24 protein-coding genes are annotated in these 25,897 nt (G+C 42.3%); 18 read left to right on the top strand and 6 right to left on the bottom strand.

What is annotated here, in order from left to right:
- Nucleotides 1-185 precede the first annotated feature (185 nt).
- From NSQ11_RS15720 to NSQ11_RS15675, 10 genes are all read left to right on the top strand, one after another.
- Nucleotides 186-1,760, top strand: a complete 1,575-nt coding sequence (locus NSQ11_RS15720) for a histidine kinase N-terminal 7TM domain-containing protein (protein WP_342501154.1) — start codon at nucleotides 186-188, stop codon at nucleotides 1,758-1,760.
- A 279-nt stretch (nucleotides 1,761-2,039) separates the two neighbouring features.
- Nucleotides 2,040-2,495 (top strand): DUF6376 family protein, encoded by a 456-nt coding sequence (locus NSQ11_RS15715; protein ID WP_024719824.1) that lies wholly within the window; start codon nucleotides 2,040-2,042, stop codon nucleotides 2,493-2,495.
- Between the two features lie 97 nt (nucleotides 2,496-2,592).
- A complete protein-coding gene (locus tag NSQ11_RS15710; RefSeq protein WP_008347647.1) occupies nucleotides 2,593-2,898 on the top strand; it encodes a metal-sensing transcriptional repressor in 306 nt (101 codons plus the stop codon).
- A gap of 83 nt (nucleotides 2,899-2,981) precedes the next feature.
- On the top strand, nucleotides 2,982-3,188 hold the full coding sequence (gene copZ / locus NSQ11_RS15705) for a copper chaperone CopZ (protein WP_017368060.1): 207 nt from the start codon (nucleotides 2,982-2,984) through the stop codon (nucleotides 3,186-3,188).
- 84 nt (nucleotides 3,189-3,272) lie between these two features.
- Entirely contained in the window at nucleotides 3,273-5,708 is a 2,436-nt protein-coding gene (locus NSQ11_RS15700) for a heavy metal translocating P-type ATPase (protein WP_079920187.1), read from the top strand.
- Nucleotides 5,705-5,902, top strand: a complete 198-nt coding sequence (locus tag NSQ11_RS15695; RefSeq protein ID WP_099496755.1) for a hypothetical protein — start codon at nucleotides 5,705-5,707, stop codon at nucleotides 5,900-5,902. The genes NSQ11_RS15700 and NSQ11_RS15695 overlap by 4 nt, the downstream gene beginning before the upstream one ends.
- 439 nt (nucleotides 5,903-6,341) lie before the next feature.
- Entirely contained in the window at nucleotides 6,342-7,619 is a 1,278-nt protein-coding gene (locus NSQ11_RS15690; protein ID WP_007500222.1) for a cation:dicarboxylase symporter family transporter, read from the top strand.
- Nucleotides 7,620-7,635: 16 nt separating this feature from the next.
- The gene (gene aspA / locus NSQ11_RS15685) at nucleotides 7,636-9,081 is read left to right on the top strand and encodes an aspartate ammonia-lyase (protein ID WP_035701391.1); all 1,446 of its coding nucleotides are present in this window, start codon (nucleotides 7,636-7,638) and stop codon (nucleotides 9,079-9,081) included.
- 117 nt (nucleotides 9,082-9,198) lie between these two features.
- Nucleotides 9,199-10,515 (top strand): sensor histidine kinase, encoded by a 1,317-nt coding sequence (locus tag NSQ11_RS15680; RefSeq protein WP_017368058.1) that lies wholly within the window; start codon nucleotides 9,199-9,201, stop codon nucleotides 10,513-10,515.
- The gene (locus tag NSQ11_RS15675; RefSeq protein ID WP_039168273.1) at nucleotides 10,512-11,444 is read left to right on the top strand and encodes a response regulator; all 933 of its coding nucleotides are present in this window, start codon (nucleotides 10,512-10,514) and stop codon (nucleotides 11,442-11,444) included. Before NSQ11_RS15680 ends, NSQ11_RS15675 begins: the two co-directional genes overlap by 4 nt.
- A 13-nt stretch (nucleotides 11,445-11,457) precedes the next feature.
- On the opposite strand, the gene NSQ11_RS15670 is transcribed toward NSQ11_RS15675, so the two are convergent.
- The gene (locus NSQ11_RS15670) at nucleotides 11,458-12,066 is read right to left on the bottom strand and encodes a TetR/AcrR family transcriptional regulator (RefSeq protein WP_182488925.1); all 609 of its coding nucleotides are present in this window, start codon (nucleotides 12,064-12,066) and stop codon (nucleotides 11,458-11,460) included.
- A gap of 89 nt (nucleotides 12,067-12,155) precedes the next feature.
- On the opposite strand from NSQ11_RS15670, the gene NSQ11_RS15665 reads away from it, so the two are divergent.
- Complete coding sequence (locus NSQ11_RS15665) at nucleotides 12,156-12,704, top strand: hypothetical protein (protein WP_047945414.1); 549 nt, start codon at nucleotides 12,156-12,158, stop codon at nucleotides 12,702-12,704.
- Between the two features lie 37 nt (nucleotides 12,705-12,741).
- Here NSQ11_RS15665 and NSQ11_RS15660 read toward each other — a convergent pair whose 3' ends face one another.
- Genes NSQ11_RS15660 through NSQ11_RS15650 form a run of 3 tightly spaced genes read right to left on the bottom strand, consistent with a single transcriptional unit; the run spans nucleotide 12,742 to nucleotide 15,309 of the window.
- Entirely contained in the window at nucleotides 12,742-13,680 is a 939-nt protein-coding gene (locus NSQ11_RS15660) for a metal ABC transporter substrate-binding protein (RefSeq protein WP_206115752.1), read from the bottom strand.
- A gap of 13 nt (nucleotides 13,681-13,693) precedes the next feature.
- Nucleotides 13,694-14,566 carry a metal ABC transporter permease gene (locus NSQ11_RS15655; RefSeq protein ID WP_007500236.1) on the bottom strand — a complete coding sequence of 291 codons (873 nt, stop codon included), beginning with the start codon at nucleotides 14,564-14,566 and terminating at the stop codon, nucleotides 13,694-13,696.
- Nucleotides 14,566-15,309 carry a metal ABC transporter ATP-binding protein gene (locus NSQ11_RS15650; protein WP_008347622.1) on the bottom strand — a complete coding sequence of 248 codons (744 nt, stop codon included), beginning with the start codon at nucleotides 15,307-15,309 and terminating at the stop codon, nucleotides 14,566-14,568. Before NSQ11_RS15650 ends, NSQ11_RS15655 begins: the two co-directional genes overlap by 1 nt.
- Before the next feature lie 422 nt (nucleotides 15,310-15,731).
- Here NSQ11_RS15650 and NSQ11_RS15645 point away from each other — a divergent pair, with 422 nt between their 5' ends.
- From NSQ11_RS15645 to NSQ11_RS15615, 7 genes are all read left to right on the top strand, one after another.
- Nucleotides 15,732-17,831 carry a heavy metal translocating P-type ATPase gene (locus NSQ11_RS15645; RefSeq protein ID WP_182488923.1) on the top strand — a complete coding sequence of 700 codons (2,100 nt, stop codon included), beginning with the start codon at nucleotides 15,732-15,734 and terminating at the stop codon, nucleotides 17,829-17,831.
- A gap of 116 nt (nucleotides 17,832-17,947) precedes the next feature.
- A complete protein-coding gene (locus tag NSQ11_RS15640) occupies nucleotides 17,948-18,664 on the top strand; it encodes a DsbA family protein (protein WP_007500240.1) in 717 nt (238 codons plus the stop codon).
- Nucleotides 18,661-19,074: a disulfide oxidoreductase gene (locus tag NSQ11_RS15635; protein WP_007500241.1), complete on the top strand. Its 414-nt coding sequence runs from the start codon at nucleotides 18,661-18,663 to the stop codon at nucleotides 19,072-19,074. The genes NSQ11_RS15640 and NSQ11_RS15635 overlap by 4 nt, the downstream gene beginning before the upstream one ends.
- Nucleotides 19,075-19,418: 344 nt before the next feature.
- A complete protein-coding gene (locus NSQ11_RS15630) occupies nucleotides 19,419-20,030 on the top strand; it encodes a trimeric intracellular cation channel family protein (protein WP_007500242.1) in 612 nt (203 codons plus the stop codon).
- Between the two features lie 324 nt (nucleotides 20,031-20,354).
- Complete coding sequence (locus tag NSQ11_RS15625) at nucleotides 20,355-22,370, top strand: Na+/H+ antiporter (protein ID WP_039963778.1); 2,016 nt, start codon at nucleotides 20,355-20,357, stop codon at nucleotides 22,368-22,370.
- A gap of 63 nt (nucleotides 22,371-22,433) precedes the next feature.
- Nucleotides 22,434-23,303 carry an ROK family protein gene (locus NSQ11_RS15620; RefSeq protein WP_335357898.1) on the top strand — a complete coding sequence of 290 codons (870 nt, stop codon included), beginning with the start codon at nucleotides 22,434-22,436 and terminating at the stop codon, nucleotides 23,301-23,303.
- A gap of 68 nt (nucleotides 23,304-23,371) precedes the next feature.
- Nucleotides 23,372-24,217 (top strand): aldo/keto reductase, encoded by an 846-nt coding sequence (locus NSQ11_RS15615; RefSeq protein ID WP_008347122.1) that lies wholly within the window; start codon nucleotides 23,372-23,374, stop codon nucleotides 24,215-24,217.
- A gap of 182 nt (nucleotides 24,218-24,399) precedes the next feature.
- On the opposite strand, the gene modB is transcribed toward NSQ11_RS15615, so the two are convergent.
- Nucleotides 24,400-25,065, bottom strand: a complete 666-nt coding sequence (modB, locus tag NSQ11_RS15610; RefSeq protein WP_342501153.1) for a molybdate ABC transporter permease subunit — start codon at nucleotides 25,063-25,065, stop codon at nucleotides 24,400-24,402.
- On the bottom strand, nucleotides 25,065-25,841 hold the full coding sequence (gene modA, locus NSQ11_RS15605) for a molybdate ABC transporter substrate-binding protein (RefSeq protein WP_342501152.1): 777 nt from the start codon (nucleotides 25,839-25,841) through the stop codon (nucleotides 25,065-25,067). Before modA ends, modB begins: the two co-directional genes overlap by 1 nt.
- Nucleotides 25,842-25,897: the final 56 nt, after the last annotated feature.

Raw genomic sequence — 25,897 nt, 5'->3', positions numbered from 1 at the left:
CTACAATATGCTTTATCCTTAAATTAAGTAAGAAGTAATGAATAGATGGGGCGCCACGACTAGTAAAATGACGAACGCTTTCCAAAAAACCGCCAACCAATTCAAAATCACATCTTCCCATTTGAGACGTCCTCATATATAGTAAGATTAGACTAGTTCTAAATAACTGAAATTGGGGCGTTTACATGGATTCGATTGTTTTACATTTTATTGTGATCATGAGTGTTTCTGGCATTCTGTCCGTAATATTATCAATCATTGCTCATGCAAATCGCCATCGGTATATTGGCTGTCAATTGTTTATGTATATGTCTGGAGCAACTGCGATTTATATTTTTGGACATACATTTGAATTATTGGCGCGCACCCCTCAAGAAATTACATTCTGGGTTAGTTTTCAATACATAGGTCTTCCGTTCATTGCACCGTTCAGCCTAATGATTGTGCTGCAGTTTACTGGTTTCCATCAATATGTAACAAAGCGCCGCGTGCTTCTCTTCTTGTTGATTCCAATTTTAACCACCATTCTGGTGTTCACCAACTCTTTTCATTCACTCTTTTACCGAAGCATCACGATGAATACAGTAGACGGGTTTTTATTAGTTGATTTTACCATTGGTTATTGGTATATCATTCATGGGGTCTATACATTTGGCTGTTCTATGCTCGCTATTTTTATGCTGCTTTGGTTTTTACGTGTGAAGAGAGAATATTTGAAACAGGTTCTGATCTTGCTCGTTGGAATATTATTGCCGATCACGACCTCTTTTATCTATTTATTAGGTGTCACGCCTTTTCACATTGACCCAGTACCAGTGGTGATGTTTTTAACCAACGCACTCTACTTATGGGCGATTATGTCTTTTCATCTCTTTAAGCTCTCTCCCATTGCCATGGAGCGTGTGTTTGAACATATGTCAGAAGGTGTTCTTCTATTGGATCGATACCGAACACTGATTGATTATAACCCTGCGGCTGCATTGATCATTCCTGTGCTCGCTAAAAAGGGAATCGGCTATAAAATCGATGATATATTCTCAGGAATCATCAAAGAACCAGCGTTTATACAGTGGCTGCGTTCTCCGCAGGATCATTCACAGTATGATTTAATGTGGGAAAAAGAGCAGCCCTTCTATTATCATCTCACTGCTTCTTCTCTTTTTAATAGAAGAGGCGAAGTCGAGGGCAGGCAAATTGTGATCAGCGATGTTACGGAGCAGCGACTATTGCAGGAAGAGCTGGAGCGCCGAGCATATATTGATGGTTTGACGAATATCTTCAATCGGTCTTCCTTTATTGAACGAACGCAGATGTTATTGGAAGAGGATGCGCAGGATACTGCGATATTGCTATTTGATATTGATTTCTTTAAACAAATCAATGATACGCACGGACATCATATTGGAGACGAGGCGTTGCGTCATGTTGTGTCCATTTGTCAGCAGCATTTGAAGATGGATGATTTATTCGGCCGATATGGTGGAGAAGAGTTCGCCATTTGTCTCCCGCATCATTCATTTGAAGAGGCATGTCATATTGCGGAACAGATGAGACATTCATTTGAAGTGAGTTTCTTTCAGACAGATGAGAAAAAAGTAAGAGTGACAGCAAGCTTTGGCGTCGCCCATACAGCGAATGATCCCTCTATATTAGAAACGCTTCTATTTGAGGCAGATCAAGCCTTGTATATGTCAAAACGCCAAGGACGTAATCGGATTTATGCATCAACTGGTTCCGACTATATGCTATACCAAAAGTAGGATCTTCCGCCTGCTTCTCATTGACTGTTGTCCTTCATTTAGATATGATAAACATAACATTTGAACGGTATCCTAAAGGGGAGTAGCTTTTACGGTTTGGTCGTCATTACAGAAACATCCGTTGTTTCTCGGCCATTCCGGCATGAACATGTTAGCCAGACCTTTGCCTATCACACATGAGGCAAAGGTCTGGCTTTTTTTAAGATCTTTTTGCATCTGTGTGGTTGGGAGCTGGACAAATGAGGGGTTTCAACATAGCAGATGAAAGGATGATGGATCTTGAAACAATATGTGATGGCGTTTCTATTTACCGGTACGTTTTTGTTAAGTGGATGTTCAGGACTGTTAGACCAAGTAAACGATACAACGACATATGTCACAGAGGCGAATGAGTATGTGACGGATATTCAGCAATTCACAGAGGATTTTCCACAGCTTGCGGAAGAAGCTGTACAAGATGCTGCCAAAAGAGCAGATTTGACGCAGCAACTTGAATCATTGAAAGCAGACATTCAAGAATTTAATGAACTCACAGCCCCATCAATAGCAGAAGACCTGCATGCACAAATCATAGAGAAAAATAAAGTGCTGTCAGAGGAGATTCAAACCTATTTACAGCAATTGAAAATGGACAACTTCGATGCTGCAGCTATTTTAGAGGATCAACAAGGGCTCATGAAGCAGCTTCAGCAATCGGTCAGCCTTTTGCAAGATATTGAACAACTAACAAACTAGGATAAGCAAATGGTGATCACAGCATATCTTTGCCTTTTCAGGTGAAGATATGCTTTAATTGAATGTAACACAAGTATGATAGAAAAAAGGTGATCAGATGACAGAACAAGAAGAAAGACATATCGCTTCGCCTAGAGCTGAGAAGGAAAAAGAGCAATTAATCAATCGCTTAAAACGAGTGGAAGGTCAAGTGCGAGGGATTCAGCAAATGATTGAAAACGATCGTTACTGCATAGATGTCGTGAATCAAATTTCTGCTGTCAATGCAGCTTTAAAAAAAGTGAGTCTTCAATTAATGGAAAAGCATACACACCACTGCGTAGCGGATGCCATTAAGAGCGGTAATGGGGATGAAGCCATTGAGGAGTTAATGAATGTCTTCACGAAGCTGACAAAATCGTAGCAAACAGAGGATCATTTATGTTTACAATGATACCCTACTAGGGTATAGTAAAAATAGAAAATGATTGATGGAGGCGATGAGAAGTGGAACAAGCAACACTACAAGTGCAAGGCATGTCTTGCGGACATTGTGTGAAAGCAGTCGAAGGAAATGTAGGAGAATTAGCAGGTGTTGAATCTGTAAAAGTCCATTTAGATAAGGGTCAGGTGGAGGTTTCCTTTCACCCAGATCAAATCACGTTACACCAGATCTCTGATGTCATTGAAGAACAGGGATATGATGTCGTATAAAATGAGCATACGTGCTGCATCAGACAGCACGTATTTTTTTAAAAATAACAATACCCCCATGGAGTATGTGGAGAGGTGAGATAAATGAAAAAAGAAATTGATTTTCAAATTACGGGAATGACTTGCGCCGCCTGTGCAGGCCGCATTGAAAAGGGCTTGAACAGGTTGGAAGGTGTGGACGACGCCAGTGTGAACTTTGCGCTTGAAACATCCCACATTGTGTATGAAACAGAACAACTCACAGCAGAGGATCTAAAACAAAAAATTCAATCTCTTGGCTATGATGTGGTGATGGAGCAAGCTGAATTTGATATAGAGGGAATGACATGTGCGGCTTGTGCAAACCGAATTGAGAAAAAAGTCAACCGGATGGATGGTATTGATCAAGGATCAGTGAACTTTGCGCTTGAGTCACTTCAGGTGACATATCATCCAGGGAAAATATCTCCAAGTGACATAAAAGAGGCTGTGAAATCCATTGGATATTCACTAACCGAACCAGCCGAAGAGCATGCGGAGGAAGGGAAAAAAGACCATCGTCAAGCAGCGATTGAGAAACAAACGGCACGCTTTTTGTTCTCAATGATCTTGTCATTGCCTCTTCTTTGGGCAATGGTCAGTCATTTTTCTTTCACATCGTTTATTTGGTTGCCAGAAGCGTTTATGAATCCATGGGTTCAGCTCGCATTAGCAGCGCCCGTCCAGTTCATTGTCGGCTGGCCTTTTTATGTAGGTGCTTATAAAGCGTTGAAAAATAAAAGTGCCAATATGGATGTCCTTGTGGCACTAGGGACATCGGCTGCTTTTTTCTATAGTTTATATGAAAGTATTCAATCAGCGGTTCAAGGCACACATGAAGCGTCCCTCTATTATGAAACGAGTGCTGTGCTGATTACGTTGATTGTGCTCGGAAAGTTAATGGAAGCAAGAGCGAAAGGGAGATCATCAGAAGCGATTCAAAAACTGATGGGCTTACAAGCGAAAGAAGCTGTGATAGAGCGAGATGGGAAAGAAATGACCGTTTCTATTTCTGAAGTGAAAGTGAATGATCTTGTGTTCGTCAAGCCGGGTGAAAAAGTCCCGGTAGACGGAGACATCATCGAAGGAACAACAGCGATCGACGAATCGATGATTACAGGAGAAAGTCTGCCAGTTGATAAAACCACAGGAGATACAGTCATCGGGGCAACCATCAATAAAAATGGATTTGTGAAAGTGAAAGCAACAAAAGTAGGAAAAGAAACGGCTCTTTCACAAATCATTCGAGTCGTCGAACAAGCGCAAGGCTCAAAAGCACCAATTCAAAGAATGGCAGATCAAATTTCAGGGATATTTGTCCCCATTGTTGTAGGATTGGCTGTGCTCACTTTTCTGACTTGGTATATCTTTGTTGATCCAGGAAATGTGACATCGGCACTTGAGACGTTTATTGCTGTGATCGTGATTGCATGTCCTTGTGCTCTTGGCCTTGCTACACCGACCTCTATTATGGCAGGCAGCGGCCGGGCAGCTGAATCAGGGATTCTGTTTAAAGGCGGAGAACACTTAGAGGTAACCCAATCACTAGATACAGTAGTGCTAGATAAAACAGGGACTGTGACAAAAGGGGAGCCGAGTCTTACAGATGTGATTGGATCTGCCAATTGGACAGAAGATAAGCTGCTTCAGTTAGCAGGATCGGCAGAACAGCAGTCAGAGCATCCACTTGCCAGAGCGATTACAGAAGGCATGAAGAATCGGGGTCTCCAATCGGTCGAGGTAGAAGCTTTTCAAGCAGATCCTGGTCATGGAATTGAAGCAAGGGCTGCAGGACATGAGCTTTTGATTGGCACACGGAAACTCCTAAAGAAACATCATATCAGCTGCGAAGCACTAGAAACAGTTGTGACTGAGCTTGAAGAACAAGGGAAAACGGCGATGCTCATTGCCATTGACGGCGAGCCTGCAGGTATTGTCGCCGTTGCTGATACAATCAAATCGTCTTCTTCTCAAGCGGTCGCTCGTCTCAAAGAGCAAGGGATTCACGTCGTGATGATGACAGGAGATAACAAACGCACAGCAGAAGCGATTGCGAGTGAGGCAGGCATAGATCATGTCATCGCTGAAGTTCTTCCAGAGGAAAAAGCGGCTCATATTGTAGCGCTTCAGAAACAAGGAAAAAAAGTGGCGATGGTTGGAGACGGCATCAATGATGCCCCTGCCCTTGCAACAGCAAATATCGGGATGGCCGTCGGAACAGGTACAGATGTTGCCATGGAAGCGGCAGATATTACGCTCATGACAGGAGATCTCCATGCCATTGCAGATGCACTTGAATTTAGCAGAAAAACGATGAGAAACATTAAACAGAATCTATTTTGGGCGCTTGCTTACAATTGTATTGGTATACCAGTCGCCGCATTTGGGTTCCTGGCACCATGGCTTGCAGGAGCGGCAATGGCCTTTAGTTCTGTATCGGTTGTGCTGAACGCACTAAGATTACAGCGATTGAAACCTGTCAGAGAGGGTGTAGCAAAATGAAGCTGAATGTCAAATGGGTGTGGACGTTTAGTGCTGTGATTTATGTAGCCATTGTACTGATAGGCTATGCGGTTTATGTCGAACTTTCTCCTCTTCAAGAGCCGCCAGCTGATCATATGCAACATGAGACTTCATCAGAAGCGAAGTCCTCGCATTCGGTGTCAGTCCTGCACGTCGGTGCTCGTCCTTTCTAGACTTCAATGGATTTCTATCACAAAGAGCTAAAATAAAGTTCATTTTAGCTCTTCTCAACAACCTGAGACTTCGCCAAAAGCGAAGTCTCAGCGTGTAGACAAACCCTCGCATTCTTTGTCAGTCCTGCGCTCCGGTGCTCACGAATGTCAAATTCGCTCTGCTCCGGTGCTCGTCCTTCCTAGACTGCAAAGGTTTTCTATCACGCTGAAAAGAAGACAAAGGGCTAAAATCAAGTTCATTTTAGCCCTTTGTCAATAATCTGAGACTTCGCTAAAAGCGAAGTCTTTTTTTAACAATTTTGTGGAAAAACCCACCTTTTAAAAGATTTTTCATAAAAAATTCACTTCTTTTTGTTCCTTTTTGTCGTTTTTTGTAGGTTCATCGTTAAGATGCGATTAGGCAACAAAGAAAGCGTTATCAAAAAAAGGGGGTCCACGTATGAAAAAGTTAGGGTTAGCTTCTCAAATACTCATCGCACTTGTTTTGGGTGTTGTCGTAGGAGCACTATTTTATCAAAATGAAACCGTTATTAATGTGTTAACGCCGATTGGCGATATATTCATCCACTTAATTAAAATGATCGTTCTTCCAATTGTTATTGCTGCATTGATTGTAGCCGTTGCAGGTGTAGGCGATATGAAAACCATCGGAAGACTCGGTGGGAAAACGATTCTTTACTTCGAAATTGTGACAACGATTGCATTAGCAGTTGGACTGCTTGCAGCAAACGTTTTCCATCCTGGTACAGGAATTGATATGAGTAACATGGAGAAAGGCGATATCTCTAAATATGAAGAGACATCTAAGTCTTCTGCCGAAAAAGCTAGTTTCTCTGAAACGATTGTGCATCTTGTGCCAACAAACGTGTTCCAATCCATTGCAGAAGGTGATCTATTACCAACAATCTTCTTTACAGTGTTATTCGGATTAGGAATTGCAGCAGTTGGAGACAAAGGAAAACCAGTGTTAGGATTTTTTGAGGGCATCCTCGAAGCGATGTTCTGGGTGACCAATAAAGTGATGAAGTTTGCACCATTTGGTGTATTCGCGCTCATCAGTGTGACGGTGATCAAATTCGGGGTCGGAGCGCTTCTCCCGCTAGGTAAACTGGTACTTGTCGTTTACGGCACAATGGCATTCTTCGTGATTGTCGTACTTGGCATTATCGCAAAATTAGCTGGAACAAGCGTCTTTACACTATTTAGAGTGTTAAAAGAAGAAATCATTCTTGCCTTCTCAACAGCAAGTTCAGAAGCTGTATTGCCTAGATTAATGGACAAAATGGAGAAGTTCGGATGCCCGAAAGCGATCACGTCGTTCGTTATCCCAACAGGCTATACCTTTAACTTAGATGGAAGTGCCATTTATCAATCCATTGCCGCCATATTTGTTGCACAAATGTACGGCATGCCTCTTTCCATCTATGAGCAAATTACGTTACTATTAATCTTAATGCTCACATCAAAAGGAATGGCTGGTGTACCAGGTGCATCGATCGTTGTTGTCATCACAACACTTGGAGCAATGGGACTTCCGCTTGAAGGACTTGCCTTCATCGTTGGGATCGACCGTATCCTTGACATGGTTCGTACAACTGTTAACGTATTTGGTAACTCACTTGCAGCCATTGTCATGTCTAAGTGGGAAAAAGTGTTTGATCAAGAGAAATCGAAGAAGTATATTGAGGAATTAAAACAACAAACAAAAGCAGCGTAAAAGGAGATCTTTTCAAATGACGAAGCTACAGGACAAGCAAGTTCGTATCGAACGAGACTTTCTAGGTGAAAAGGAAGTAGACACTCAAGCGTATTATGGAATTCAGACATTACGTGCAGTAGAGAACTTTCCAATTACAGGCTACCATGTTCATGAGGAACTCATCAAAGCACTAGGGATTGTCAAAAAGGCAGCCGCACTTGCAAATATGGATACAAAGCGACTATATGCTGGTCTTGGAGAAAAAATTGTTCAAGCCGCAGATGAAGTGATTGAAGGAAAATGGAACAATCAATTTATTGTCGATCCAATTCAAGGCGGGGCTGGCACTTCAATGAATATGAATGCCAATGAAGTCATTGCAAACAGAGCGCTTGAACTACTAGGAAAGGAAAAAGGCGCTTATACTGAGCTAAGTCCAAACACGCATGTGAACATGTCGCAGTCAACAAACGACGTTTTCCCAACAGCGATTCATATTTCAACATTGAATATGATTGAAAAACTACTTTATACGATGGAAAACATGCATCAAGTCATGACAGAAAAAGCGCAAGAATTCGATCATGTCATCAAAATGGGACGTACGCATCTTCAGGACGCTGTTCCAATCAGACTTGGTCAAGAGTTTAGTGCATATGCAAAGGTTCTTGCTCGTGATATTAAACGAATCAAGCAGTCTAGACAGCATTTATATGAAGTCAATATGGGCGCAACAGCAGTTGGAACAGGACTGAATGCTGATCCTAAATATATTCGCCAGGTAGTTGGTTATCTAGCTGACATTAGCGGATTGCCGTTAGTTGGAGCAGAAGATTTGGTCGATGCTACGCAAAATACAGATGCTTATACAGAAGTATCAGCTGCACTGAAAGTATGTATGATGAATATGTCCAAAATGGCAAACGATATTCGTTTGATGGCTTCAGGTCCTAGAGCAGGCTTTGGTGAGCTGCACTTGCCGCCGAGACAGCCAGGTTCATCTATCATGCCAGGGAAAGTCAACCCAGTGATGCCTGAGGTCATGAACCAAGTGGCATTCCAAGTCATTGGAAATGACCACACGATCTGCCTTGCATCAGAGGCTGGTCAGCTTGAACTGAACGTCATGGAGCCAGTTTTAATATTCAACTTACTACAGTCTCTCAGCATGATGAAAAATGTATTTGAATCCTTTGTCGATAACTGCTTGCGTGACCTAAAAGCAGATGAATCTAGATTAAAAGAATATGTAGAAAAGAGTGCTGGTGTCATGACGGCGGTCAATCCGCATATTGGTTATGAAGCTGCTGCACGAATTGCGAGAGAAGCGATTCTTACAGGCGTATCTGTACGTGAGCTTTGTCTGCAAAATGATGTGTTATCAGAGGAAGAGCTTGATGTCATCTTAAATCCTTTTGAAATGACGAAACCAGGTATTGCTGGTGCATCACTTTTAGAAAAGGATCGTTTAGAAGATTAAGCAGCATCATGAGAAGCGCACACCGACAAATGTCCGGTGTGCGTTTTTTCATGGACTGTTTGTTTTTCTGAAGCTCACATAGTATACTATCGTCAATTATTAGGGATGTGACTGCGTTTGAATCTACTGAAAAAATGGTTGAATACAGAGCCTTATTTAATTATCATGCTCATTGTTCTGACTCCGATTGGGGGAGAGCTGAAATTTTATCCATTTGAGGATAGCTTTCGGGTCAGCTTTGGAACCGTTGTCTTTTTCTTTATTCTGCTTCAAATGAAAAAATTCCCGGCATGGGCAAGCGGCATCATTGCGGGGGGATCCGTGTTTGCATTCCGGGTGCTTCTTGATACCGCTGTGTCAGGCCACTTAGCGCTGGAAGAGGCCGTTTCTTTAAGATTTCCTTCCCTGCTGTATTACGTCGTCTATGGTACGCTTTTTTATGTATTACAGGTCAGACGTTTCCGTGATAAGCCTTGGCTCATTGGGGCGACAGGGATTATCATGGAACTATGTGCAAGTGTAGTCGAAATGATTGCACTCAGGGGAGCCATTGATGAAATTTTAACAGTGAGAACGCTGTTTCAACTATTTGTATTGGCGATTTTCAGAAGCTTTTTCGTATTGGCTTGTTATACGATGATTCGATTATACGAAGAACAGGCGAGAGAGCGCCAAATGAAGAAGGAAAAGGAACACCTGTTGATGCTGCTGTCGAATCTTTATACGGAATCTACATATTTTTATAAAACCCTTGCACATGCTGAGCACATTACAGCTACTTCATATCAATTGTATCAATCTCTGCATCATGCAAAGGATACGGAATCATTAGATTTGAAAAAACTCGGAAAAACAGCCCTGCAAATTGCAGGTGAGGTACACGAAATCAAAAAGGATAATCAGCGGATTTTTTCTGCCTTATCAAAACTGATTCATGAGGAAAACTTTCAGGAGTATGCAAGTCCTGCTCATATCGCTGGACTTGTGATTCGTATCCATGAAAATTACGCGGAATCTCTTAAAAAACACATCGTTTTTCATTATGATGAAGAAGGACAGCACCCTGCTTATCATGTGTATACCATTCTATCTTTATTAAATAACATTGTATCCAATGCCGTTGAAGCGATTCCAGTAAATGGAGAGGTATCACTATCCATTTCGCGGAAAGAGAATGATGTAATTTTTCAAATCAGTGACAACGGTCCAGGCATTAAAGAGCGTAACCATCATGTGATCTTTAAACCGGGCTTCACTTTAAAATACGACCAAGCCGGGAACCCATCAAGCGGCATCGGTCTTTCCTATGTGAAAGACACAGCCGAGAAGCTTGGCGGAAGTGTTGAAATGAAGAGTATCCCAAATCAACAAACGATGTTCACTTTAACGATACCAATTGATCAAGTCAGCAGAAAAGAGGGGAATGGGAGATGAGATTTTTTATTGTTGATGATGATGAAGCCGTTCGTTCTTCACTGGCACAGCTCATTGAAGATGAAGAGCTTGGCATTGTGGCAGGGGAAGCAGAGGATGGTGCTGAAGTAACAGCGAGCTACTTAAATGATTTGCATATTGATATCTTGTGTATTGATCTTCTGATGCCGGAAAGGGACGGTCTTGAGACGATTCGAGCGATCAAGGATGAATTTCATGGGAAATATTTAATGCTGTCACAAGTAGAAACAAAGGAACTCATCGGCCAGGCATATACACTCGGTGTCGAGTATTATGTGACAAAGCCGATCAACAGGGTAGAGGTCTTAAGTGTGCTCCATCTCATGATTGAACGACTACATTTAGAGCACTCAATTGAAAATATTCAGCATTCGCTCAAATCGGTCATGCAGTTCCAGCAGCGCGGACAGACAAAAACGAAGCAGCGCGGGAAAAGTCTTGCAGAGGCAGGTCAGTTTTTGCTCGCGGAGCTTGGGATTGTCGGTGAAAAGGGGTCTAAGGATTTACTAGATATGATTCTTTTCACAGATCAGTATTTAGCGTTACATGCCGATCAGCACGACTCTTTTCCTTCATTAAAAGTAATTTTCACTGGCATCACAGAGGATAAATTAAACGAACCTTTTACATCAGCAGACATCGCAAGAGAAGCAAAAGCAGCGGAACAGCGGGTAAGACGTGCGATCAACCAATCATTGAAACACATCGCCTCGCTCGGGTTAACCGATTTTTCTCACCCAACCTTTGAAAACTATGCATCAAAATTTTTCGATTTTACCATTGTGCGTAAGAAAATGAGTGAACTCACAAAAGAGACAAGTGGAAGAGAAGAGCACACACGTATCAATGTGAAGAAATTTGTACAGGTGCTCTATTACGAGGCGAAACGTATTTTTATGGAAGATTAAAAAGACATGCTCTCTATAAGGAGGGCATGTCTTTTTTTGTGATGGATTGAAGATGCATCTGCAGCACGGAGCGCATAAGCTGAGGCGGTAAACGATGGGGCTGTACGATTCCATTCAATGCAAGCCCATTGATGACCGCATAAAGCCGCTCAGTTTCTAATAAAAGATCAATATGATCTAGCAGTAGCTCATCCTCTTTCAATTTCATTAAGCAAAATTGAACGGTTTGAAAAAGCTCGTCATACATCTTTGCATTGAGCGGCTGTAAATCTGGTTCAGTCAGTGCCTTGACTGTAAAAGCCTGCCACACCTCCATTTCAAATATTCGTTCTTCGTCTAGTGGAAGAACCTGCTCCAATAAAGTGAATACATTTTCCTCTGTTGAACCGTTTAATGGAAGCTTAGCAATTCGCTCCTTCACTCTTTCCTGAATTAAATTCATGGAGAATAGAAACAATTCTTGCTGTGTGGAAAAATAATGACGCATAGAGCCGGCTGAAATGCCAGCTTCTACGGCTATTTTTCGTACAGAAGCGCTTTCCAATCCCTCTTGTTTAATCACTCTCATAGCAGCATGAGCGACCTTTTGTTTTTGTTTATGGTGATCGACGATTTTTGGCATACGTTGATTTTAGCACAGCTATTGTTTTTTTAACACAGTTGTGTTATTTTTTATTTAATACAATTGTGTTAAAAAGGATGTGGGGGAAATTGGTCGGTTTATTGATTGTGGCATGTGAAATTGGTTTTTGGCTGTTTATTCTTATGGGCTTAACACTGCGTTATGTGTTTAAACAGAAAAAATGGGGTGCTTTCTTTCTTGTCTGTACGCCGGTTTTAGATCTCATCCTTCTTGCGGCTACTTATATAGATTTAAAGCAAGGGGCTGTGGCGAGCGTCATTCACGGGCTTGCGGCTGTTTATATTGGTGTGAGTCTGGCCTTTGGACATCAAATGGTGAAATGGGCGGATGCTAAGTTTGCTTATCGTTTTGCAGGAGGCCCTAAGCCAAAGGGGAAACCAAAGTACGGGAAGGAGCGGTCTTTGTATGAAATGGTGGGCTGGACGCGTCATTTCATCTCTTATGTCATCGGAGCGGGGCTATTATATGGATTGACCTATCTCATCCAAGCACCAGAACGAACGGAATCTCTGATGCAGCTTGTCAGTGTGTGGGGGATGGTCTTAACCATTGATTTCATCATTAGCATCAGCTACGTCATTTGGCCGAAAAAACACCCGGAGAATATAGCAGGATGACAAAAAAGACAGGCGGATTTACTCCACCTGTCTTTTCTTATGATGACAGTCCTTTATAAATGGTGTCAATATTCCATTTCATCATCTTATAGTAGCTGTCCCCATCTTCACCTTCTTTGCCAATAGAATCCGTAAATACTTTCCCCTTAATCGGAACTCCGGTTTCCTCAGATAGGCTTTCAAGGCTGCGCTTATCTACACTTGTTTCAAGAAAAAGGGCAGGAACTTGATGGTCTTTGACAAAATGAATGATGCGCTTCATTTGTCCAGGTGTTCCTTCACTTTCTGTGTTGATCTCCCAAATGTAGCCGGCTTTCAGTCCATACGCATCCGCAAAATATTTGAATGCCCCTTCGCTTGTGACAAGGAGTTTTTTGTCTTTTGGTAGTTGATCAAACTTGTCTTTTGCTTCATCGTGAAGCGTTTGAAGCTTTTTGATATAGGTTTCAGCATTTTTCTCGTAATCCTCTTTATGCTCAGGATCTGCTTGAATGAGCGCATCTCTGGCATTTTGCGCATAAAGAATCCCATTCTCGACATTCAGCCATGCGTGTGGGTCCTGCTGGCTTTCAAGCCCTTTTGAAGACAAATGCTTCACTTTGACACCTTTACTCAGTTCGGCTACAGGTGCATCATCCCCGTCCTTGCCGCTCGATTCAAGCAGTTTTTGAAACCAGCCATTCCCTGTTTCAAGGTTCAAGCCATTAGATAGAACAAGGTCTGCATCCGTCGTATACTGAACATCCTTTGGCAGTGGGTCAAATTCATGTGGGTCTGTACCAATGGGAACAATGCTGTGAATAGAGACATGCTGTCCTCCTACTTCCTTCACAATGTCATAAAGAATGGAGTAGGTCGTGACAACTTTTAATGTACCGTCATCTTTTCCGGAACTTTTTTGCTGAGTAGAACAGCCTGTGATGACCAAAAGGGCAATACATACTGCGGTCAAACGGATTGCTAATACCTTCTTCATATATGTCCTCCTTTTACATAGACGCTTCCTTTTTTAACTGTGTTCGTTTTCGCTTCGATTTTAAGGATCTCCACAATATCCCTTGTTTCGGTGAAAAGATAAAGGCACTGCCGAATAATATGGTCGCGACCAGTACAATGGAAGCACCAGACGACAAGTTATACGTAAAGCTGAGCCCAAGTCCTACGACGGCTGAAACTGCTCCAAAAAAAGCAGATAAATAAATCATGATCCATAGCCGGTCTGTCAATAAATAAGCGGTGGCAGCTGGTGTAATAAGCATTGCAACAACAAGAATAATACCTACAGTTTGCAGGGATGCCACGGTCACTAAGGTCAATAAGGTCATGAGGAAATAATGGATCATGCGATTCGGTAAACCGTAAACGGAAGAAATCACTGGATCAAATGAACTAATGAGCAGTTCTTTGTAGAAAACAATGACAGCCAGCAAAATGAAAATTCCGATGCCAAGCGTGATCCACATATCAGATGAACGAACGGCTAGTACGTTTCCGAATAAGATATGATATAAATCGCTGGAACTTTTCAAAAATGTAATCAAAATGATCCCAATGGAAAAAAAAGCAGTGAATACGATCCCGATGGCAGAATCATTTTTAATGCGGCTGTTTTGACTGACATATCCGATGCCGATGGCTGTCAGTACACCGGTTAGAACCGCACCAAAGAAAAAGTTAATGCCGAGCATATAAGAGATGGCGACACCTGGAAGTACAGCGTGTGAAATCGCATCTCCCATCAAAGCCATTCCCCGTAATATGATAAAGCAGCCAATGACGCCGCAGATGATCCCTACCATAACGGATGTAAATAACGCTTTTTGTAAAAACGCATATTCAAAAAGTCCGGTTAAGAATTCCATTACGCGTCTCCTCCTGCTGATTTTAAAAATGGCAGCTGTGTTTCGTATGCTTGGAGCATGACCTCAGGACGAAGAATATCATGGACAGGCCCTGCTTTGACCAGCTTCTTATTTAGAAGAACGAGATGGCTGAAGTAATCATCAGCTTTACTTAAGTCATGGTGGACGACCAGAATGGTTTTTCCTTCATCTCGTAATTCCTTCAAAATGCCGATCATCGTTTCTTCACTTGCCATATCAATTCCGACAAATGGTTCATCTAAACAAAAGAGCTGTGCGTTTTGAGCGAGTGCTCGTGCAAGGAAGACACGCTGCTGCTGACCGCCAGATAATTCCCCAATCTGTCTTTTGGCAAAGTCCTGCATTCCGACTTTTTCTAAGCAATGGTACGCATAGGCACGGTCTTCTTTTTTCGGTCGTTTGATCAATCCGAGCTTTGGGTATGTGCCAAGCAGTACGGTATCCAGCACATGGATAGGAAACGTCCAGTCTAGATCATTTCTTTGCGGTACATAGGCGATCTGTTTTCTCACTTGTTTAAAGGGTTGTTCAAAAAAACGAATATCCCCTTGATCCTTTTCAATTAAATCTAAACATGCTTTCAATAAAGTCGATTTACCAGCACCATTTGGACCAATGATTCCAGTCATCGTTCCTTCCTGTATGGAAAGAGAGACGTTTTCTAGTGCATCCTGTCCGTGGTATGAGACATACAGGCGGTCGATTGTTAAAGCGTTTGACATCTCTTGCGGCCCCTTTCGATCATCAATTGCGTTTCCTAAAAATATATGCATACATTTAATAATTTTGACTAAAGGATGAAATGATTCTCTAACGCTAATTTGTTTCCTTAAGGAAACTTTTATCTTATTCTAATCGTATGTCCTTCTTTTGTAAAGAGAAATGCTGAATATTCCCATCAAGCGATCGTTTTTATGTTATGCAACGAAGAGGGGACATGAGCATGGATTATTGAAAATTCACGTGACATCCTTGAATACGAAAAATCTCAAACATTTGCTTATAAATGATTGACAGTTTGTAAGAACTCCTCATATAATAAGGGTAATTCAATATATGAATATGTGCTCATATATAATATCTACAGCAGCTGATAGGTTTGATTGAATCAGGGAAGGCTACTTATATAGAAAAAGGTGAGAACATGAAAAAGATGAAGGATGAATACGTATTAAGCGGTCTCGATTGTGGAAACTGTGCACGTAAAATTGAAACAGGTGTCAGCAAACTCGAAGGGGTTGAAGCCTGCTCAATTAATTTTGCGACGGGTACATTAACTGTGACACATGCTGATGCACAAGAAACGATGTCAAAGCGTATTGAAAAAACCGTTCAGTCCATTGAACCTCATGTGAGTGTATCACCAAAAGAAGAAGGACATCACCACGATCACGATCATGGAACAAAGAATTTAAAAACGATTGTACTGAAATTAATTGGTGGTGCAGTCATTGGAACGGCGGCTTATTTTATACCTGATAATGGCTTACTGAAGTTCATCATGTTTTTCGCCGCGTATTTACTAGTTGGTGGAGATGTTGTCTTGAAAGCGCTGAAAAATATTGTGCGCGGTCAATTATTTGATGAGAACTTCTTAATGACAATAGCTACAGTTGGTGCTTTTGTGATTCAGCAGTATCCTGAGGCACTGGCAGTCATGCTGTTTTACCAAATTGGAGAACTGTTCCAAGGGGCAGCTGTGAACCGCTCTAGAAAATCAATTAGCGAATTAATGAATATCCGTCCAGAATACGCAAACCTCAAAGTGGGGCAAGAAACAAAAAAGGTAAAGCCGGAAGAAGTCAAAGCGGGTGACCGTATTGTCGTCAAACCAGGTGAAAAAATTCCTTTAGATGGACGCGTGATAGACGGTTATTCTCTTGTGGATACCTCTGCACTAACTGGGGAGTCTGTTCCAAGAGATGTGGAAGCAGGAAAAGAAGTGCTTGCTGGATTTGTGAACCAAAACGGCATTCTTGAAATTGAAGTGCAAAAAGAGCTCAGTGAGTCAGCGGTTACGAAGATTTTGGATTTAGTCGAAAATGCAAGCAGCCGTAAAGCGCAGACAGAAAACTTTATCACAAAGTTCGCTAAATATTATACACCTGCTGTGGTCGTGCTAGCTTTATTGCTAGCCTTTGTACCACCGCTTCTCATCCCATCAGCTCAATTGTCTGATTGGGTGTACCGGGCACTTGTCTTTCTTGTCATTTCGTGTCCATGTGCTCTCGTTGTATCCATTCCATTAGGTTTCTTTGGCGGGATTGGTGCCGCATCAAAACGAGGTATTTTAGTGAAAGGCAGTAACTACTTAGAAGCCTTGAACTCTGTGCGCTATGCGGTGTTTGATAAAACAGGTACTTTGACAAAAGGGAACTTTACAGTCACTCATATCGAAGCAGCGAATGAGAAATGGTCAGAAGAGGAATTGCTTTCTTTTGCGGCACTGGCAGAAGCGCATTCTTCGCATCCGATTGCGGAATCGATTAAGGCGGCTTACGGGGCGTCTCTTGATGAGAGCCAGATCGAATCTTACGAGGATATTGCGGGTCATGGGATCAAAGCGACAATTCGCGGAGCTCATGTATTGGCAGGTAACCATCGCCTGATGGAACGAGAGGGCATTGCTTTTGAAAAAGAAAAACGAAGCGGAACGGTTGTGTATTTAGCAATAGACGGTGAGTTTGCGGGATCGATCTTGATTGCAGATGAAGTAAAAGACGATGCAGTTGAAGCGATATCTTCTCTAAAAGCTGCGGGCATTCAAACCGTGATGCTTACAGGGGATGCTGCGCAAGTAGGAAATGCAGTCGCACAACAGATCGGCATTGACGAAGTTCACACTGAATTATTGCCACAGGATAAAGTCGCCAAAATCGAAGACATGTATGAGAAAAAAGCATCTCAAGACAAATTATTGTTTGTTGGTGACGGCATAAACGATACGCCGGTTTTGGCAAGAGCGGATATAGGTATTGCCATGGGTGGACTTGGTTCAGATGCAGCAGTTGAAGCGGCTGATATTGTGATTATGACAGATCAGCCATCGAAGGTAGCGGAAGCTATTGCTGTCGCTAAAAGAACGAGAGCCATCGTATGGCAGAATATTGCGTTTGCTCTTGGGGTGAAGGCCGTCTTCCTCATACTTGGTGCATTCGGTATTGCAACGATGTGGGAAGCCGTCTTCTCGGATGTTGGTGTTACTGTTCTGGCTGTTTTAAATGCGATGAGGGTCATGAAATAAAATTGTAAGGAAAAATTCATGAATAGCGTCTTTCATAATAGACCCCCTCTTGTTAAAATAGAAGAAGTTGGATAATGGCATTTTCCTGAGCTGTTATCCTTTTTCTTTGTAAAGGAATGAATGAAAAAGATAAGGTAGGTGCTTTTGTGAGTAAAAAAAATAATCAATCTTCATCCATCAAGTTTGCAGTTATATTAACCATCATTGCAGCTCTTCTCATCGGTATTTTCGTTGTGATCGGTAACAACAACAGCCAAGAAGCACAAACAGTCGACAGTAAGCCGTCTATTAAAGGACAGCCTGTCATGGGAGATCAAAAGGCAAAAGTGCAAGTTGTCGAGTTTGGGGACTACAAATGTCCATCATGTAAATCATTTGAGACAGACATTTTCCCAAAATTGAAAGCAGACTACATAGATAAAGGCGATGTATCCTTCTCATTTATTAACTTACCACTGCCTGTTCATGGGGACGGTGCGGTATTAGCAGCACTGGCTTCTGAAGAAGTGTGGAAAGAAGATCCGAAAAACTTCTGGGCATTTCATGAAGCGGTCTACAACGCACAACCAGATAGTGAAGCAGAATGGGTAACGCCAGCAAAGCTCACCGAATTGGCGAAGAAGACAACGAAAATTGATACGGACAAGCTGAAAGATAACCTATCAAAGAAAACATATCAGCCACAGTTGAACACAGATGATCAGCTGGTGAATCAATACAAAGTAAATGCAACACCAACTATTTTCATTAACAATAAACAAGTCCAAAACTTTTATGACTATGATGAAATCAAAGAATTAATTGATCAAGAGCTGAAAGGGAAAAAATCATGAAGAATAAACTGATTTACTTATACAGCGCTTGGATCGTCTCGATTGTGGCGACGATGAGCAGCCTGTATTTAAGTGAAGTAAAGAAGTTTATACCATGTGATATGTGCTGGTTTCAGCGCATTTTCATGTATCCGCTTGTGCTTTTACTTGGAATTGCTACATTCCGTGGCGATGTCAAAGTGAAGTACTACGTTCTCCCTTTGGCCGGGATTGGTGCTTGCTTTTCCATCTATCATTATATGGAACAAAAGATTCCAGGCTTTGCATCGATTCGTCCTTGTCTAAGCGGTATTCCTTGTTCCGTTGATTATCTGAACTGGTTTGGTTTTATCACCATTCCACTCTTAGCTCTCATTGCATTTATTCTGATCATCATTAGTATGCTACTTTTAAATGCAAAAGAAGATTGAGGAGATAGCCTGCTTTTAAGCAGGCTGCAGCGTGTAGACAAACCCTCGCATTCGGTGTCAGTCCTGCGTGCTGGTGCTCACGAATGTCAAATTCGCTCCGCTCCAGTACTCGTCCTTCCTAGACTGCAAAGGTTTTCTATCACGCTGAAAAGAAGACAAAGGGATAAAATCAAGTTCATTTTAGCCCTTTGTCAACAATCTGAGCCTGCTTTTAAGCAGGCTATTTTTTATTTTTGCAAAAAGATAAAATTTAAAGAAAATTTGTATTGCTTTTCATTTGTGTCAGATATACATTAAGGGGAGAGTGTTAGATGATCAGACAATGGTAAGGAGATAAGCGGAAAATGGCATGGGAAGTCTTAAGTATTATAGGCATTGTGGCATTCGCCATTAGTGGTGCGATTGTCGCAATGGAGGAAGAGTACGATATTCTTGGTGTGTACATTTTAGGGATTGTCACAGCATTTGGCGGTGGAGCGATTCGGAATCTATTAATTGGTCTTCCGGTGTCTGCTTTATGGTCGCAGGGCAAAATGTTTACCATTGCCCTTGTATCCATTACGATCGTGTTTCTATTTCCAAAGCTTTTGCTCAAGCACTGGAGCACGTGGGGGAATTTCTCGGATGCGATCGGTTTAGCAGCCTTTGCAATTCAAGGTGCATTATTTGCTGTACAAAGAGAGCTCCCGCTCAGTGCGGTCATTGTGGCAGCCATTTTGACTGGAAGCGGCGGCGGCATTGTGCGAGATTTATTAGCAGGACGAAAGCCACTTGTGCTAAAAGCAGAGATTTACGCAGTATGGGCAGCCCTAGGCGGTTTACTCGTCGGACTCGGCTTAGCGCAAGGAGAGCTTGCTTTATATCTGCTGTTTGTCATCCTCGTCATATGCAGGGTTTGTTCCTACTTATTCAAATGGCGGCTTCCCGCTAGGTCTTATTTTTTAAATAAAGGGTAAAACGAAAAGAGGGCGATGTGTCGCTCTTTTTTTTTTATGTGTTATTCGAGCTTGATGTCAGCAGGTCAAGCTGTTTTCGTGTAAAATAAAAGTAGGTTCTTTATTCATCATTGGAACAATACACGAGATGAAAATGTTGTCATTTGACTGAATATGTAGATTCAGTCTTTTTTTGCCTAGATGGATTGTTATGTGTTGGTTTCGCTTTTTGCGGGATACTAAAGAAACGCTCATGACCGAACGGATGGATCTGAAAGAAATGAACACATCTTTGCATGTAAGCAAAACATGACGGAAAAAATGAAATGGGAGGGACATGTACTAGTGGAGATTTTTTTGGCAGTGCTCGTACTACTAGCACTCATTGCATCATCTAATATTATCAATCGTTTTCTGCCCTTTATTCCAGTTCCATTAATCCAAGTGGGTTTAGGGATATTGGTCGCAGCTTTTCCTTCAGGTTTACATATTTCTTTAAATCCTGAGCTATTCTTCGTTTTATTCATTGCACCGCTGTTATTTAATGATGGGAAGCGTACCCCAAGGGACGAGCTGTGGAAATTAAGAGCGCCCATTCTTCTATTAGCTTTAGGGCTCGTATTTGCGACGGTCATTGTCGCAGGATATACCATCCATTGGATGATTCCAAGCATACCACTTCCAGCTGCATTTGCGCTTGCAGCGATTTTATCACCGACAGATGTAGTGGCTGTAAGTGCACTTTCCAGCCGTGTGAATATGCCGAAGGGGATCATGAGACTGCTGGAAGGCGAAGGGCTGATGAACGATGCGTCAGGACTTGTTGCTTTTAAATTTGCTATTGCTGCAACGGTTACAGGGGCATTTTCCATTGCAGAGGCATCCTTTAGCTTTGTTCTGATTGCTGCTGGCGGATTATTGACCGGATTTATTCTGTCGTTTTTTATCATTCGTTTTCGCTATTTTCTCCGCCGTTTAGGCATGGACGATGTCACAATGCACATCATCCTGCAAATCCTCACGCCGTTTGTGATTTATTTAGCAGCGGAAGAAATTGGCGTATCCGGCATTTTAGCCGTTGTTGCCGGTGGTGTGACACATGCCATCGAGCAAGACCGAATGGAAGCGAATTTAGCAAAACTGCAAATTGCTTCTTCAAACACGTGGAATATTATTTTATTTATTTTAAATGGCCTTGTTTTCGTTTTACTTGGGTTACAAATTCCTGATGTATCGACCGTCATTTTCCAAGATGAAGCCTTTAATAATATGCAGGTCATCAGTTACATTTTAATCATTACATTCTGTCTAATGATTCTCAGATTCCTATGGGTATGGCTATTCTGGGCAGGAAACTGGAGTGTATCGAAAAAGAAGAACGCGAAAAAACCGAAGCTGCGTGCTTCCATGCTGATGACATTCTCTGGTGTTCGTGGTGCTGTTACATTAGCAGGTGCTTTCTCCATCCCCTTTACGCTTGCAGACGGATCACCATTTCCTGAGCGTCATTTAATTATTTTCCTCGCAGCAGGCGTCATTTTATGTACACTCATTTTAGCGAGTGTCTTGCTGCCTATTTTATCGGAGAAAAAAGATAAGCAAGTGGATGTGGACTTAGATACAAAGATTCAGCACGCAAAACGGAAGCTGCTGAGAAGTGCCATTAAAACCTTAAAAGAAGGAATGAATGAAGACAATCGAGAAGTCTCCCTTGCACTCATCAATGATTACCGAATGAAGCTGAGAAATATTCAGCGGGAACCGTACCAGTTTGGTATGAGAAAACAAGAGAGAAAAATCAGACTGCACGGCATTAAAGCAGAACAGATGAAACTTCAGCAGTTGATTGAGGAAGAGAAAATCGACAAAGAAGAAGCATATGAGCTGCAAGAGAGATTTCATGAGCTGGAAATGCTCTATTCCAACTCCTTTAAAATTCGTTTCTCAAAAGTGAAGTTTCTGCGCTTACTACAATGGCTTCAATTGTGGCGTCCGCATCAGCGTATTTCGAGCGGCATATTAGAAAACGAGGAATCGTATAAACAAATCCGTAAGAAAACGGCTGAAGCTGCGGTGGATTCTATTAAGCACCATATGACTGAAGACAATCAACAAACGTGTCATCAAGTCATTGGGTTTTACAATCAAGTGATTTTCCGCTGTGAACATGGTCCTTCTTTCTTCCAGCAAAAGGATCGTACGTTTGACCGGAAGAAGAAAGAACTTAACTTCCAAGCTGTACAGACGATTCGTAATGAAATCCAAACCTTATATGAAAATGGCGAAATCAATCGTGATATTGCCCATCATTTAAGGGAATATATCAATGACATGGAAGCAGTCTTACTGACCAATACATGATGTTGTCATCTTCTCCCCTATGTTTTATGATGAAAAAAAGAGACGAGCAGGGGGAGAGGCAGGATGACATATTACGGAGCGATTGAAGCTGGGGGGACAAAGTTCTGCTGTGCCATTGGCAATGAACATGGTGATATCATAGAGGAATTAACCATTCCAACAGAGCACCCGGAAAAAACGATCCAATCACTTATTCCATTTTTTCAGCAACATGAAATTGCAGCATTAGGGGTCGGTTCCTTTGGACCGATTTGTGTCCAGAATGACGATCCTTCTTACGGTTACATCATGAATACGCCGAAAGTGGAATGGAAGCATTACCCGTTGATACCTGAGCTGGAGAAACAATTAGGCGTACCTGTGTCCTTTACGACAGATGTCAATGCCGCAGCATTAGGTGAACTGACAAAAGGTGCCGCCAAAGGGCTAAGCAGCTGTCTGTATATCACGGTCGGTACGGGGATTGGTGCCGGGGCTGTTGTGAAACATGAGCTTCTCCACGGTCACTCACATCCAGAAATGGGACACATCCTGGTCAGGCAGCATGAATCAGATCAGTTTGAGGGTGTCTGCCCGGCGCATGGTACTTGCTTAGAAGGACTGGCGGCAGGACCAGCTATTGAGGCAAGGTGGGGAAAGCCGGCTAAAGAGCTTACCGAAGAAGAAGAAGTTTGGTCTCTTGAAGCAGATTATTTAGCACAGGCATTAATGCAATACACGCTGATATTAAGCCCAGAGCGAATCATAATGGGTGGAGGCGTCATGAAGCAAAAACAGCTATTTCCGCTCATTCGAGAGAAGCTGGTTGCGTATGTCAATGATTATGTCGACATGCCGCCGCTTGATACATACATTGTCTCTCCTGGACTTGAGGACAAGGCAGGTATGACAGGTGCTTTGCTGTTAGCGATTGAAGCGAAGAGAAACGCCTGATAATAGAGTTTTCAAACGCAACATGAGATAATGAAAAAGATGGAATCTATGAAAAGGTGGTTGTTAACATGGTCAAAAGCTTGAATGATACCGTAACACTAAATAACGGAGTAGAAATGCCATGGTTTGGTTTAGGTGTATTCAAAGTGGAGGACGGCAACCAAGTGGTTGATGCCGTCAAAGCAGCCATACGAAACGGTTATCGCAGCATTGATACGGCTGCCGTTTATAAAAACGAGACAGGCGTAGGGAAAGCCATTAAAGAATCTGGCGTCAAAAGAGAAGAATTGTTCATTACGTCAAAAGTATGGAACACAGATCAAGGATATGACAAAGCACTTGCTGCATTCGATGCAAGTTTAAACCGGCTCGGTCTTGATTACTTAGACCTCTATTTGATTCATTGGCCTGGACCAAATGCAGATACATTTAAAGAGACATGGCGTGCGCTTGAGAAGCTTTATAAAGATGGAAAAGTAAGAGCGATTGGTGTCAGCAACTTCTACGTGCAGCATTTAGAAGAGCTGTTAAAAGATGCGGAGGTTGTTCCAGCGGTGAACCAAGTGGAGTTTCATCCAAAACTGACACTTGTCGAATTACGACAATATGCGAAAGAAAAAGGCATTCAAATTGAAGCATGGTCTCCGCTGATGCAAGGAAAGCTTTTGGATCATGACGTATTAAAGGAAATTGCAGCACAATACAACAAATCTGTGGCTCAAGTGATCTTGCGTTGGGATTTGCAAAGCGGCGTTGTCACTATTCCAAAATCAATCAATGAAGATCGCATTAAACAAAATGCCGACATTTTTGACTTCGAGCTTTCACAAGAAGACATGGAAAAAATCAATGCACTTAATAATAACGAACGTGTCGGGTCTAATCCAGAAACGATGACGGTTGGGTTTGAATAAATAAAATTATCCCCTTAGCGTGTAGACAAACCCTCGCATATTTTGTCAGTGAGTACTGGTGCTTCCTAGACTAGCAAAGGTTTTCTATCACGCTGAAAAGAAGACAAAGGGCTAAAATCAAGTTCATTTTAGCCCTTTGTCAACAATCTGAATCCCCTTTCTCTTTTTGAGAAGGGGATTTTTTAAGTCCTGCTTCGGCGCACAGCCAACAGCATGAGAAAAGACAAGATCACAATACAAATCGTCCAAGCCCACGCAAGTTCCATTCGTCCAGAATCAATCGCCACATAGATGGCTGTTGGGAGGGTTTGCGTTTTCCCAGGAATGTTGCCAGCGAACATTAAAGTCGCTCCAAATTCTCCTAAGGCCCTTGCAAAACTTAGAACCGCACCAGAGAGAAGAGATGGCAGTGCGAGTGGGACGGTAATATAGGCAAAGACCTGGAAAGAATGCGCACCATCAACTTTTGCAGCACCTTCAATGTCTGACTCAATCGTAGAAAAACCAGCTTTCGCTGATTGATACATGAGCGGCAATGCGACAACCGTCGATGCAATGACCGCTGCCCAATAAGTGAAGATGACAGGCTGATGGAAGATCCATTCAATGGCTTGTCCAATCACACTGTGCTTCCCGAACACGACGAGCAGCAGAAATCCTACGACCGTTGGCGGAAGGACAAGCGGCATCATGAGGAGCGTTTCCACGATCATTTTTCCTTTGAAAGATGTACGGGCCATCCAAAAACCAATGGACGTTCCTAAAACGACAGCCAATAACCCGCTGAAAGCAGCCACTTGTACGGACAGCCAGATAGGTGAAAGAAAATCTTCGGTCAGCATCGGCATTATTTCACTTGAAAGCCGTACTTTTTAAAAATCGCTGCGGCTGGATCTGATTGGAGATATTGAAAAAATGCTTTCGCTTCCTTCATATGTTCGGTCTGTTTGACAATGCCAACTGGATAAATGATGGGGGAATGCATGTCTTGATTTGCCTCATCTACTATCTTTACTTTGCGAGAAACGAGCGCGTCCGTCTTATACACGACACCAGCTTCCACATTTCCTGTTTCGACATAGTTTAATACTTGACGAACATCCTTGCCATAGACAGCGTTCTGTTTCACCTGGTCCCATATATTCAGTTTTGTGAAAATCTCTTTTGCATATGTACCAGCAGGAACAGTTTCAGGTGTACCAAGCGCTATCTTTCCTTTTATGTGATCAACATCGCGAAAGGTTTTGATAGAAGAGGAACCTTCTTTTGGCACGATGAGGACAAGCTCATTTTGTATGGCATCTTTTGTATGGTCCTGATCGATGTCGCCAGATTGAACAAGATCATCAAAAGGCTCTACAGCTGCTGAGAAGAAGAGATCCGCTTTTGCTCCTTGAGCGATTTGCTGCTTCAATGCGCCGGATGACCCGAAATTATTCGTGAGTGTCACGTTTGGATGAGCATCTTCATAGGCAGATTCAATCTCTTTCAAAGCATCCTGCAGGCTTGCCGCCGCTGAAATCACAAGTTCTGTCTTTTTGCTTTGATCTGGTGACGTCGACTCCGTTTGACACCCAGTCAGGAGCAAACAGATGGCGACGAAGGTTAAGAATAAATATTTCATGATCACACCTCTTTATCATTCAACATCATGTGTATCCTTTATTATAATCAAACTTA

Origin of the sequence: Bacillus sp. FSL W7-1582 (assembly GCF_038593325.1) — a bacterium.
Classification (GTDB): domain Bacteria; phylum Bacillota; class Bacilli; order Bacillales; family Bacillaceae; genus Bacillus; species Bacillus altitudinis.
The sequence above is the reverse complement of the archived record's forward strand: the minus strand, read 5'-3'. Positions and strand labels throughout refer to the sequence as shown.

Coding starts and splice junctions, on each gene's coding strand:
- modB (WP_342501153.1), bottom strand. CDS start 25,065: ATGCCGATGCTGACCGAAGATTTTCTTTCACCTATCTGGCTGTCCGTA.
- NSQ11_RS15670 (WP_182488925.1), bottom strand. CDS start 12,066: ATGCCAAAAATCGTCGATCACCATAAACAAAAACAAAAGGTCGCTCAT.
- NSQ11_RS15645 (WP_182488923.1), top strand. CDS start 15,732: ATGAAAAAGATGAAGGATGAATACGTATTAAGCGGTCTCGATTGTGGA.
- NSQ11_RS15630 (WP_007500242.1), top strand. CDS start 19,419: ATGGCATGGGAAGTCTTAAGTATTATAGGCATTGTGGCATTCGCCATT.
- NSQ11_RS15690 (WP_007500222.1), top strand. CDS start 6,342: ATGAAAAAGTTAGGGTTAGCTTCTCAAATACTCATCGCACTTGTTTTG.
- NSQ11_RS15620 (WP_335357898.1), top strand. CDS start 22,434: ATGACATATTACGGAGCGATTGAAGCTGGGGGGACAAAGTTCTGCTGT.
- NSQ11_RS15675 (WP_039168273.1), top strand. CDS start 10,512: ATGAGATTTTTTATTGTTGATGATGATGAAGCCGTTCGTTCTTCACTG.
- NSQ11_RS15720 (WP_342501154.1), top strand. CDS start 186: ATGGATTCGATTGTTTTACATTTTATTGTGATCATGAGTGTTTCTGGC.
- NSQ11_RS15695 (WP_099496755.1), top strand. CDS start 5,705: ATGAAGCTGAATGTCAAATGGGTGTGGACGTTTAGTGCTGTGATTTAT.
- NSQ11_RS15615 (WP_008347122.1), top strand. CDS start 23,372: ATGGTCAAAAGCTTGAATGATACCGTAACACTAAATAACGGAGTAGAA.
- NSQ11_RS15640 (WP_007500240.1), top strand. CDS start 17,948: ATGAATGAAAAAGATAAGGTAGGTGCTTTTGTGAGTAAAAAAAATAAT.
- NSQ11_RS15700 (WP_079920187.1), top strand. CDS start 3,273: ATGAAAAAAGAAATTGATTTTCAAATTACGGGAATGACTTGCGCCGCC.
- modA (WP_342501152.1), bottom strand. CDS start 25,841: ATGAAATATTTATTCTTAACCTTCGTCGCCATCTGTTTGCTCCTGACT.
- aspA (WP_035701391.1), top strand. CDS start 7,636: ATGACGAAGCTACAGGACAAGCAAGTTCGTATCGAACGAGACTTTCTA.
- NSQ11_RS15650 (WP_008347622.1), bottom strand. CDS start 15,309: ATGTCAAACGCTTTAACAATCGACCGCCTGTATGTCTCATACCACGGA.
- NSQ11_RS15710 (WP_008347647.1), top strand. CDS start 2,593: ATGACAGAACAAGAAGAAAGACATATCGCTTCGCCTAGAGCTGAGAAG.
- NSQ11_RS15655 (WP_007500236.1), bottom strand. CDS start 14,566: ATGGAATTCTTAACCGGACTTTTTGAATATGCGTTTTTACAAAAAGCG.
- NSQ11_RS15660 (WP_206115752.1), bottom strand. CDS start 13,680: ATGAAGAAGGTATTAGCAATCCGTTTGACCGCAGTATGTATTGCCCTT.
- NSQ11_RS15635 (WP_007500241.1), top strand. CDS start 18,661: ATGAAGAATAAACTGATTTACTTATACAGCGCTTGGATCGTCTCGATT.